This window comes from Chryseobacterium taiwanense (assembly GCF_000813825.1).
Lineage (GTDB): Bacteria > Bacteroidota > Bacteroidia > Flavobacteriales > Weeksellaceae > Chryseobacterium > Chryseobacterium taiwanense.
On the sequence record NZ_JWTA01000005.1, the window covers coordinates 178,814 to 191,117 of the forward strand.

The 12,304-nt window shown below is 35.2% G+C and carries 8 protein-coding genes; 4 read left to right on the forward strand and 4 right to left on the reverse strand.

Annotated features, from left to right (window positions below; genetic code table 11):
• Window positions 1-101 precede the first annotated feature (101 nt).
• Both RM51_RS07415 and RM51_RS07420 read right to left on the reverse strand, forming a co-directional pair.
• The gene (locus RM51_RS07415) at window positions 102-410 is read right to left on the reverse strand and encodes a DUF4907 domain-containing protein (RefSeq protein ID WP_165584991.1); all 309 of its coding nucleotides are present in this window, start codon (window positions 408-410) and stop codon (window positions 102-104) included.
• Entirely contained in the window at window positions 397-1,377 is a 981-nt protein-coding gene (locus tag RM51_RS07420) for a Kelch repeat-containing protein (RefSeq protein ID WP_052248432.1), read from the reverse strand. Before RM51_RS07420 ends, RM51_RS07415 begins: the two co-directional genes overlap by 14 nt.
• Before the next feature lie 228 nt (window positions 1,378-1,605).
• Here RM51_RS07420 and RM51_RS07425 point away from each other — a divergent pair, with 228 nt between their 5' ends.
• Window positions 1,606-2,949, forward strand: coding sequence for a DUF4270 family protein (locus RM51_RS07425; RefSeq protein ID WP_039367000.1), 1,344 nt, complete (start codon window positions 1,606-1,608; stop codon window positions 2,947-2,949).
• 10 nt (window positions 2,950-2,959) lie between these two features.
• Complete coding sequence (locus tag RM51_RS07430; protein ID WP_039367003.1) at window positions 2,960-4,195, forward strand: OmpP1/FadL family transporter; 1,236 nt, start codon at window positions 2,960-2,962, stop codon at window positions 4,193-4,195.
• Window positions 4,196-4,329: 134 nt separating this feature from the next.
• Here the strand turns inward: RM51_RS07430 and RM51_RS07435 are convergent, their stop codons facing one another.
• Together RM51_RS07435 and RM51_RS07440 are read right to left on the reverse strand one after the other, a co-directional pair.
• Window positions 4,330-7,473 (reverse strand): AsmA family protein, encoded by a 3,144-nt coding sequence (locus tag RM51_RS07435; protein ID WP_039367006.1) that lies wholly within the window; start codon window positions 7,471-7,473, stop codon window positions 4,330-4,332.
• 162 nt (window positions 7,474-7,635) lie between these two features.
• A complete protein-coding gene (locus tag RM51_RS07440; RefSeq protein WP_039367009.1) occupies window positions 7,636-10,461 on the reverse strand; it encodes a GH92 family glycosyl hydrolase in 2,826 nt (941 codons plus the stop codon).
• 130 nt (window positions 10,462-10,591) lie between these two features.
• Between RM51_RS07440 and RM51_RS07445 the strand changes: the two genes are divergently transcribed.
• Both RM51_RS07445 and RM51_RS07450 read left to right on the forward strand, forming a co-directional pair.
• Entirely contained in the window at window positions 10,592-11,695 is a 1,104-nt protein-coding gene (locus tag RM51_RS07445) for an Mrp/NBP35 family ATP-binding protein (RefSeq protein WP_039367012.1), read from the forward strand.
• Between the two features lie 17 nt (window positions 11,696-11,712).
• On the forward strand, window positions 11,713-11,961 hold the full coding sequence (locus RM51_RS07450; protein WP_039367015.1) for a NifU family protein: 249 nt from the start codon (window positions 11,713-11,715) through the stop codon (window positions 11,959-11,961).
• Window positions 11,962-12,304: the final 343 nt, after the last annotated feature.

Below are 12,304 nucleotides of genomic sequence, written 5' to 3' on the forward strand. Positions count from 1 at the left end.
TAAAAAATGCGGTCATAGGTGGTGTGTTTTTTTATGGTTTGTTAGCACAAAATTCCTTCAATACCAAATTGAAGGAATCTATTGTTTTACAAAAAATAGAATTAGTACGTAATTTTCATAGAGTCCAACTCTTGTAAAGAAACCCTCGGCAAAGAAAGTTTTCCTATTTTACTCACTACAAGATCGGCTGTTTTATGAGCCTCCGTACTATTTTTAAAAGGAAGTTGCTTATTGATAGCGGGAATATAGGGTTGGTTGATAAGAATTCTCTTCTGCTTTATGATCTGATAACCATATCCTCCATCTTGCTGGGTAATTTTGATTTCAAAATCACCGGTTTTCTTCTTACAACCAACCATAAAAAATCCCAAAATAATAAGGAACTTTCCAAATCTTTTAATCATCATCATTCTCACTTTCATTTGGATGGAATACCCAGATGTCATCAAAATAAGATGAACCACTGTTACCGGTAAGCACATACCCGTAATTTCCTATTGAAAATGAACAAGCACTTTCTCTGGCAGAACCTTCAAAACCTGTTCTTTCTGTCCAGTCATTCGTTGCAGGATTATATTCCCAGGTTGTATTAACAACTCCTCCGGTAGATCCTGTAGAAACATATCCTAAGCCTCCTGCTGCAAATGCTGCGGTAGAAGTACGGTTTTGAGAGTCGTCATCGTTGCTGGTGTCTACTTTTCTCGTCCATGTTTCAGAAGTAGGATCAAATGCCCAGAAATCAGAAACAAGGCTTCCGTTGTTTGTTCCAAACCCTACATACGCTGTACTGTTGATTACAAAAACAGTTCCGTCTCTTCTTTTAGAGCCTCCTAAACTTGTGATAGCACTCCATGTTGAAGATGTTTCATCATATTTATAGAAATCTTTCAACTCGCTTCCGTCATATCCGGTTCCTACATATCCTTTATCATTGATTCCGAATGCTAAAGCTGCATATCTTTCTGTTCCCGGAAAATCTGCAATCTGGCTCCATGTATTGGTTGAAGGATTATATTTGTAAAAATCTTTCAATTTATTCAATCCATCATACCCTGTTCCTACGTATCCGTAAGAAGTAGTGGCAAATCCAACAGCAGAGCTTCTTTTAGACCCTGGAAAATCGGCTTTTTGTGTCCACGCATTCAGAGAAGGATCGTAGCTCCACAAATCATTATAATAATATTCACCATCATATCCTCCGGTTATATATCCTTTTCCGTTTACTACAAAAGCAGATGCATTAGAGCGAGGTTTACCATCAAGATCAGATACTCTTACCCAGTTCCCCATTAGTTCTTCGTCATCATCATTTTTACAGCTTGTTACTAAAAATGTTCCTACAATAGTAAGAGCGAAGATTGAAAGTTTACGATTCATTATTCATTCTTTTTTGTGCAAAAAAATCTCATTCTGAAGTATTTTGAAAATTTTTTAGACGAACATGCATTTTTTGTAGGCGAACGGTTATTTTTTTTAGATGAATATTGCGTTGATTTTAAATAGATTAAATATCGATGTAGAATTTGCTATGGTCTACAACTCAATAGGAAAGGGAGAAAAAATTTTACCGCAATAGCCTGTTCATTATATGTTTGCAAAAAAAAAATGTACAGATACCTTTTATTATGTATTTCAATGTTGTGTCTTTTTTCCTGTGAAGATGAGAGCAATACATATGAAGTAGGAAGCTCCTGGACGAGCGCCCAGTCCAAAATGGTAATGATAGACACTCTTACCATGAAAATGTCTACTATTATGATGGACTCGGTGGTTACTTCAGGAAAAAGTGTGATGATGATTGGAAATATAAAGGATCAAACATTTGGGAAAGTAACTTCTTCTTCTCTTTTTGAACTTACGCCTTCCAGCTATGGAATTACCTCTCCTTCTTCTGCTGTTTTTGACTCTATCGTTATGTATCTTACCAATACCAATTTTTATTACGGAGATACATTGAAAAGTTTTAAGCTGAATGCTTATCCTATGCAGGATAGAATAAAATTGAATAACGGATATCTTTATAATAAAAGTAATTTCAATTATTCTTCCACCTCAGTAGGAAGTGCAGAGTTTTATCCAAGACCGGGAACTGACAGTAGCTATGTAAAGATGCGTCTGGATCAGTCTTATGGGTTAAGTATATTTAATACATTGAAAAATAATGATGTAACCACTCAGGAAAATTTTCTTAATTTTTTCAAAGGTTTAGCATTAGTTCCTTCTTCTGATAATAATGCTATGATGCGTTTCGGGATGAATGGTTCTTATATGGTTCAGATTAATAAGAGTACCAAAGAAAAGGTGACAAATACTGTTAGGCTTTATTACCATACTACTTCGCAAAACGGAACGGAACTAGTAAAATACACATTGGATTTAGGACCAAGTTCAACTTATAGTTATAATAAAATAGGACATGATTTCTCAGGTTCAGAACTGGCAAATCTTACCCCTAAAAATCCAATTCCTTCTCAAAACTTAGGAAATAAAACCTATCTCATGGCAGGAATTGGGGTCTATACTAAAGTAGAGGTTCCTTATTTAAAATCGTTGAAAAACTTATTTGAAAATTATAAGGTTATAGATGCCACGCTTTCACTAAGTCCGGTTGCCGGATATTATTCTACCAGTTTTTATAATCCTCCTGCATTGTATTATTATTGGGGTGATAAGCTCAACCATATTGTAGGAACCTATACACAAAGTGACGGATCCAGTGAGATTACGGCAAGTCTGTCAAATACCAGTGAATTTCAAAATGAGCATTCTTATGATTTCTCTTTTAAAACCTATGTGAATACTATTTTATCAGAATCTGCAGATTCAAATTATAATACGTTGATCTATCCTTCTTCTTATACAGATGTTTTATCTGGGAAAGCGGTATTGGGAGATCAAAAGAACAAAACAAATCCTGCCAAGCTGAAAGTTTATATGTTGGGATATTAATTAAGAATTTATGAAGAAGAATAAAACAATACTTATTACTATACTTTTTGCTTGCATAGGAGGACAGAAGCTTTCTGCTCAAAATGCTTCGCCATATTCATATTTTGGGATAGGAATGTTTAATAATGTTGATAATGCAAGAAATATAGCGTTGGGAAATACGGGAATAGCTCTTGATGCTCCGGATTATATCAACTCTAAAAATCCGGCTGCGATGACAAGTATTTCTACCAGAAATGTCGTTTTTGATATTAGTGGGGTCATGAAATACAATACGATCACCAGTAATTTGGGAACTGATAAAAGACTGAGTTCCAACTTTACCAATTTCGGGGCGGCGTTACGAATTTCAAAAAATGCTTTTGTAGGGTTAAGTATGCAGCCGACAACCTCTTCAGATTATAAAATTTCGTCAACTATTCCTATCGAAGGAACGGCAAGTGAATATCCTATTACTTATGAAGGAAGCGGAGGAATTTCCAATTGGGGAGCCAGTTTTGGATATAAAGTAAATGATAACTGGAGTTTTGGAGGTAAAGTAAAAAATAATTTCGGAACCATTATCCGTAAAGAAACCATTACCACCACTTCAGAAGTAGAGATAAGCCGCGATATACGATACACTGGATTTAGTTATGGTCTGGGAACACAGTACAGAAAAGAATTTGAGAACAGTGGGCTTCTCTTGAATTTGGGTGCCGTAGTAAACTTCAAGAGTAAATTGGTGGCGAAAGGAGAAGTAGGCTATACTGAAAATAAAGATTATACCAATACGCTTACCACAAAACTATCATCAAAAGATTCTTCTCTGCCTTTCGAGTTTGGAGCCGGAATCAGTATTCTGAAAAATGACAGATACCGTGCTACTTTTGACTTTATGCAAAGCCAGTGGGATCAGGTGAAGAACTCTGTAACTCCCGAAAAATATTACCGACAAAATACTTATGGATTGGGTTTTGAGATTCTTCCTCAAAGAGGAAGAGCGCAATCATTATCAGATGCACTTATCTATCGTTTCGGGCTTAACTATGATACCGGATATTACAAGGTAAATAATGCCAAGATCGATAAAATGGAAGCTACGGTAGGGCTCGGAGTTCCTTTCAATAAAATTATTCTGAATGTGAATTACGGATATGGCATTCACGGCGTTCAAAAAAATATTCCAATTAGAGAAAATTATCACATGATTAATTTAAGTATCAACTTCCTGGATACTTGGTTTACGAAAAGATACCTGAATTAACATCAGAAAGAAAAGTACAATCGAATAGTGAGCGCAGTGTTTTTATCTTCATTCCTTCCTGTATCACAAGATTGTACTCAAGCAGGAGTGCTTTAAATAGAAGTCCCCATCATTTGATGGGGATTTTTTATCTATTATTTTGTGGTTGCTTTTTCAGCTTCTGCCTTTTTAGCCGCTTCTTCCTCTAAAGATTTCTGATAGTCATTGTAATCATCATCCGTTTCGCTGAGGTCTTCTTTCTGATATTTTCCTGTTTCCACTTTAAAGGTGTCTGAAGGTCCTGTAATTTTAATCGGGATTCCAATAATTCCGAAAGGAGGAAGCCCTAAACGCATTCCGACATTGATATAGCCGTCCAGACTTACCTGTCCTTCAATTCTTGGGCGGAAACCTGCAATTTTAAATTTGGTTCTTTCTATGGTGAAAACGTTGTCTTTAATCGTTGTTTTGATGTTAACTTTACTCACTTTAGCATCATGTAATGCACCGGTTGAAGTTTTCTCAGCCACCGAGTTGAAGACTTTAAAACCATAAAACTGAATATCTTCCAACGTTAAAATACCTTCTCCTTTTATAGTCTTTAATCTTGGAAAGAAATCGGCTCCCAGATCGCCTTCCAGATGATAATCCAGAGAAACTTTTCCGTGTGCTTTTTCTGCGGCAGAAACCATTTCTCGGAATAACGTAATTTCCTTATAGGCTCTTTGGATATCAAAGTTTTTTGCTTTCGTATTAATGCTGAATTTCGCTTTTTTAGCATTAATCGGGAGATAAGTTCCGCTTGCATTAAAGGTAGAACCAATCATCCCAAATTCGGTTTCATTAAGCGCTAAATTCCCGTTTTTTAAAGCAAGATTCCCTTTGAAGTTATTAAGTTTAATATCCTTAAATAATATTTCATTGGCATTCCCATTGATGGTAACATTCAGGTTTTTTGGAAGTAAAATAACACCATCTTCCGCAGAAGTGGAATTAGAAGATACTCCCGAATTATAAGCCATAAAGTCATCAATATTGACCTTTTTTGAAGTGAAATTGATGCTTCCACTCAGGTTTTGATCTTTTAGAATATAATTGATGTAGTTAGACACGCTTCCGTTAAAAACAAATACATTCTTTTTGTATCGTGCTTTTACATCTTCAAATGTCAATTGACTTCCGTTCAGTTTAAACAAACCTTCTTTTATTACAAAGTTGCTTGGGAAAAATTTAGAATGAATCGTGATATTTTCAATTTTCACAAAACCTCTGTTCTGAATATTGTCCAAAGCAGCTCCGTTTTGCCCCTTCAGTCCAACATCAGTGGAAATAACGCCATTTACATCTAAACCTTCAATAGGGAAGAGTTTGTAGATGTCACCTAGATTAAGCTGTCCTTTGGAGTGCAGCCTATAGTTGAGGTTATTTAGGTTTTTTAAATTAGCCTTTACGGTAAAAGGTTTTCCTGCCAATGTAAACGAAATGGGAAGAACACTGATATCTAAATCGCTAAAAGAACCTCTTCCGCTTTTTATATGAGTTTCTACATTGATGTTTTCTAAAGGAAGCTCAGGATACTCATCGAATCTTATAAAACCGTTTTTTAAAGATAAAGTACTATTACTTACAGGAACTTTTTTACGTTTAGGTTCATATGTTCCAACCGCTTTAGATTTTACAAAAAGATCACCACGAAGATCAATACCTTTTACCGGATAGATTTTATAAATATCCTGAAGATGAATTTTTGCGGTAAAATCTGCATCAATAGGGTAGTTGTTTAAATTTTTTACTTCAATTTTTCCTTGGGCGTAATTGTCCATTGCTTTCGCATCGATATGATGAACTAAAACTGCGGTATTTTTAAAATTACCATCCGTATTGTGGGCAGTCATATCCAAATTAATATGATCCAAAGCTGCAGGCATTTCCCTCATTTTGAAATAGCCGTCTTTCAGATCAGCTTTTAGATCAAATAAAGGGACTTTCTTTAATGTTTTTTTAGCATCAATAGACACAAAACCTTTCCAGTTTCCATTAAGTTTAAGATTTCCTCTTGCATCTATTTTTTTATATCCCGTCGCATTTTTTAAGGCTTCAAGGTTAATATTTGAATCAATTGTCCCCTCAGAAAACATTTGAGAACCGTTCTCAAAAACAAAATGTGTTCTTGTATAACCATTTAATAGGCTAAAATCGAGTTCATTTACCTTTACTTTCAGTCGGTTAGGATCTAAAGCCGGAATATCAACAACAGATGTTAACCTTAAATTATTAATAGGGGACGAAGATTTCTGATAATTGAAAGAACCATTATTAATATTCGTTTCGATATGGATATCCGGATTTTGTTTCTTAGAAGCATTTAAAATCCCTTTCATGGTGAACAAAATGTCGGTTTTACCCTTCATTTCAACCAGTTTTGCATAGTCTTGATACGCTTCCGGAACAATGGCCGGAATAGTTTTTAAGTCAGCATTTTTAGTCGTGATCTTTAGATCATAAATCTGCTGTTCGTTCGGCATTTTTAAGCTTCCCTGAAGATTGAACGGATATCCTCCTAAAATCAAAGGATTGTCTGTAAAATAAAATCCTAACTGATCGATATTAATTTTTGTATTGATTTTTCCTTTTAGAGGTAGATTTTTTACCCAAGTATCTTTGTCTAATCTGAAAAGAGTATTTTTAACTTCCGTTTCAGCATTTAAACTCAAAATATCGTTGGTCAGGTCAATTAATCCATCATATTCTAAATTATCTAATTTTAAATGGGTTTTACTGAGCTGATCATCATAAATAAAATTAGAATTAGAAATTTTGAAATTCTTTAAAGCTAAAGCCAGATTGGAGTCGTTTTTATCTTTGGCATTTTCTTCTGATACCAAAATATCAAAATTGTTTCTTCCTAAACTGTCGATCTTCATTCGGATATTCGCATTTTCAATATAAAGTGTATTGAAAATAATCTTGTCGTCAAAAAGACTGGTGATATCTACTCCTAAACCAATTTCTTTGGCATCAATCAAATTTTCTGCCTGAAAAGGACTGTTTCCTTTTACTGAAGAATTGGTAAGTGTAACGGTAAGATTAGGAAAATGGGTAAAGAACGAAATATCTAAATCCTGAAAATCTACTTTTGTTTTTACATAGCTTTTAGAAACTTCTTTGATACCACTATTTATCGTATCCTTGAAAAAATAGGGAGAAACATAGAGAATTAGAGCAATGCTGCCTATACTTATTCCCGAAATTTTTAGAATTTTGGATAAACTGGAAACTTTTGTTTTTTCCTTCTTCATGATGGTGCTTTATATCAATATACAAAGTAACTGATTAAGACGAGGAAAATAAAATTTTTTCGACTAAGATCAATCATTTATAGATAAAATTATCAATTTTTAAGAAATAAAAAAACGCTTCGGAATCTTCGAAGCGTGTTTTATTATTTATCTACAAAATAATTATTTTACAGAAATCTCATCTACAAAAATATAAGCATCTCCGCCTGCTCCCTGATGCCACTCAGGAAGTTTTCCGAAATGATAAGCTTTTACTTTGATATAACGAGCTTCAGTTGGTAAAACTTCTGCAGAAAGGGCTTTTACCTGAACCTTTTCATCTTTTGGATCAAGGGAATTATTTACTGTTTCCAACAGAACGTAATCTTTACCATTCATTGAAGCATAGTATTCAACTTTTTTCGGCAATAAAATCCATGCCTTGCTATCCTGAAGAAAGGTAGCCATCAATTGGGTGATTTTCTGAGGAGACTTCATATCGATAATTGCTTCAAAAGTCTGTCCCTGATAGCCTAGCCATTCTCCTTTTCTCCAGTTGGCATCGCCGTTGATTCCGTCAATTAAAGATAATTTTCCGCTTGCAGTATATTGCGGAGTAGGAGTAGCATTCACCGTGATATCCCAGTTATTCGGTCTTCTGTTGAAGTTGGCCGTTACAATTGAGCTTTTTTCACCTTTTCTTTCTGCATATGCTGAAACTTGTGTTGTTTTTGTAATCGTAAACGGTCCGTTGTATGCTTTGAAGGTCTTTCTGACGTTTGCATCCCCTTCATCCATGGTCATATAATAAATTTTATCATCAGGATTCAAAGCTGTGATTTCAACCTTGGTATTAAGATCAAAAATTCTTTCTGCAGCGATAACTGGAGTGGCTGTCAACTCATCGTATTTGTAATCTTTGAAAGATTTTGCATTTTCAAAACCAAGTTTCTTAAGCTCGTCTTTACTTGTATTTTTTGTGATGGTTCTTGTGGTTCCGTCCTCCAAATGAATTTTAACCTCATCAAAATAAGGTTTTGTTGTCTGCCATTCCGGTAATCCGGGAGTTACAGAATAAATTCCCATTGAACTCAAAATATACCAAGCACTCATCTGTCCGCAATCTTCATTTCCGATCAATCCATCCGGAGCATTTTTGTAATAGTTATCAAGAATGTATTTGATTTTTGCATCCGTTTTCTCAGGCTTTCCTACATAATTATAAAGATAGGCAATGTGGTGACTTGGCTCGTTTCCTTGAGCGTACTGTCCGATCAAACCTGTGATATCGACTTGTTCTCTACCTGTTGTTTTGTCAGGAGCTGAGAAAATAGCATCGATAAATTGTTCAAATTTTTCCTTTCCTCCGTGAGCAGCAATTAATCCCGGAATATCCTGTTGAACGGAGTAGGAGTAGTGCCAAGAATTTCCCTCTGTGTAATTGTTATTCACCTCTCTCGGCTCAAATGGTTCATACCAGTTTCCATTTTTTCTGGGCTGCATGAATCCGTTCTTTGGATTGTATAGATTTTTCCAGTTTTGAGAACGTTTCATGAAATATTGGTAATCCTCTTTTTTACCTAGAATTTTAGCCATCTGAGCGATACACCAGTCGTCATAAGCATATTCTACTGTTTTAGAAACACTTTCGTGCTCATCGTCAATAGCGATATAATTGTTGTGTTTGTAAGCATTTAATCCAAAAATATCCAGCATAGCCGAATTTTTAGAGGCCTGGAATGCTTTTTCATAATCAAAGCCTGTAATCCCTTTAGCCATTGCGTCTGCAATTACAGAAACTGAGTGGTAGCCGATCATACATTCGGTTTCGTTGGAAGCCAGTTCCCAAACCGGAAGTTTTCCGCCTTGTTCGTATTGTTTAATGAAGGTATTAATGAAATCCGCCGTTCTTTTTCTGTCGATTAAAGACATCAAAGGATGCGCTCCTCTGAAGGTATCCCAAAGAGAGAAAACAGAGTAGTAGTTGAAATCTTTAGCATAGTACAGCTTGTTGTCTCTCCCTCTGTATTGCCCATCTACATCCATATTGATGTTGGGTTGGGTAAAGACATGGTACATTGCCGTATAGAAAACAGAAAGTTTATCTTTATCGTCAGATTTTACTTCAATTTTTGATAATTCTTTGTCCCAATCTGCAACCGCTTGCTTTTGAATAGCATCAAAATCGTTGGATTTTCCTTCAGCCAACATATTTTTTACTGCCCCTTCATAGCCCGTTGGAGAAATTGAAACCTTTAAGCTGATTTTTTCTCCTTTTTTTACGGAAGTTGAAAAAGCTAAAGCTAATTTATTACCATTAAATGAAATTTTCTTTTTACCTCCACTAATTCCTTCAATTTTTTCACCGGTTAAAAATTCTTTTGAAATTTTTAATGGTTTTGAAAACTCGATTCTTGCATAAATGTACTGATTGGTTGCCCAAGCTTCACTTCTACGAAAAACTTCGATGGTTTTGTCGTCGATGATCTTTACTTCACCTTCTAGTAGTTTATCTCTGTGATTCAGGTCTAAAATAATATTAGCATCTCCTGCATTGTTGAATGTATATTCGTGATAGCCGACTCTTTTTGTTGAGGTTAAACGAACATCAATATTATGTTTATCTAATTTAACAGAGTAAAATCCTGCGGTTGCTTTTTCGTTTTTATGGGAAAATTTTGATGAATAATCTTTGCTATTCAGACTTGGTTTCCCCATGGTAGGCATCAGCATAATGTCTCCGTAATCGGAAACTCCGGTTCCGTTGAGGTGAGTGTGAGAAAATCCGTAGATCACAGAGTCGGAGTAGTGATAACCGCTGCATCCGTCCCAGCTTCCGTCAATTCGTGTATCGGGAGAAAGTTGTACCATTCCGAAAGGAACTATGGCTCCGGGAAATGTATGTCCATGACCGCCTGTTCCGATGAAAGGATTTACATATTGCGAATAATTTTGTGCAAACAAATTATGGGCTGCCAATCCTAAAAGAACGAATATTACTTTTTTCATTCAGTTTTCAGTTTAAAAATTCCCCTAAAGTACTACAAAATTTTGTTCTGCAAAAGAATTTATCTATCAGTAAGTTTACTTATTCTAAATAGGTAAAATTTCCGTAAATTTGTGGACAATTTATTTTTTTATGTTGACTAAAGAAAAGGTACAAAATTTCCTTAAAGAGATAGAAGTAGAAGACTTGGTGAATAACCTTCAGATCATGGGTACAGAAGTGTATATTGATATGACTGCTCATTCACCGGCAATGCACGAAAAAAAGAAACTGGAAGCTGCGATGAAGCAGGCTTTTGCCAGTGAATTTGGAGAAGAGATTAATTTAAAACTTAAGATAGTTTCACCGGAACCAAGCGAAATTCAGCAAAGTCAGATCAAAGGGAAGCAAATCCCGGGAATCAAAAATATCATTGCTATTGCTTCCGGAAAAGGTGGAGTAGGAAAGTCTACGGTTTCTGCCAATATCGCAGTGACTTTAGCAAAAATGGGCTTTAAAGTAGGTTTGCTGGATGCAGATATTTATGGTCCTTCAGTTCCTACCATGTTTGATACAGAAGGTGAAAAACCAGTTACGGTAGAAGTTGACGGGAAAAGTCTAATGAAACCGATTGAAAATTACGGTGTGAAAATGCTTTCTATCGGATATTTCTCAGGTGCGAATCAGGCGGTAGTATGGAGAGGTCCAATGGCTTCAAAAGCTTTGAACCAGATGATCAGAGATGCAGCTTGGGGAGAACTGGACTTTTTATTAATCGACCTTCCTCCGGGAACAGGTGATATTCATTTATCAATCATTCAGGAAGTTCCGGTAACAGGAGCGGTAATTGTAAGTACGCCTCAACACGTTGCTTTAGCGGACGTTAGAAAAGGGATTGCGATGTTCCAGATGGAAAGTATCAATATTCCGGTACTTGGATTGGTAGAAAACATGGCTTATTTCACTCCGGAAGAATTACCTGAAAATAAATATTATATCTTTGGAAACCAAGGCGCGCAATATTTGGCAGATGATCTTGGAATTCCTGTATTAGGAGAAATTCCTTTGATTCAGAGCATCAGAGAAGCGGGAGATGTAGGAAGACCTGCAGCATTACAGGAAAATTCTAAAATTTCTGAAATCTACACAGGTACTGTACAGAAAATGATAGAAAGTCTTGTGGAAAGAAATAAAAATCTTCCTCCGACTGAGGCAGTGAAAATTACGACAATGGCGGGTTGCTCACCTAAAAAATAAGAAAACCAAACCCAAATATGGAGATAAATACAACACACGAAGAGACTGTAACCAGAGTAATGGAAGCGTTGGAAAGCATTCGTCCGTTCCTTAATAAAGACGGAGGAGATATTGAGCTTATCGATGTAAAGGAAAATACAGTATATGTAAAACTTTTAGGAAACTGTTCAGGGTGTTCTCTTAATTTCTCAACTTTGAAATTAGGCGTTGAAAATACCATTAAACAACACGCTCCTGAAATTGAAAAGGTAGTGAATGTAGAGTAAAAAATAAGACGATATATTTTTTAAGACAGACTTTTGGGTCTGTCTTTTTTTATTTTAAAACAAGCACAAATTAACTAAAAGTTAAGAAAAAGAATTTATTTCAAAAAATAAGAGGTAAATTATATTTAGAATATTATATTCGCATTATTAATTCAATATATGATGAAAAAATAAATTTTAATACCGTTAGATTTATAAAATATGGAGCAAATAATAAATGAATTCAGTTTAAGTTTATTTATTTTACAAATTTTGGCTATTATTTTTCTAATTATAATAGTATATCTTATTTACAAAGTTTATAAGAAAATAAAATAAACCGCAGAAAATTTCTGCGGTTTTT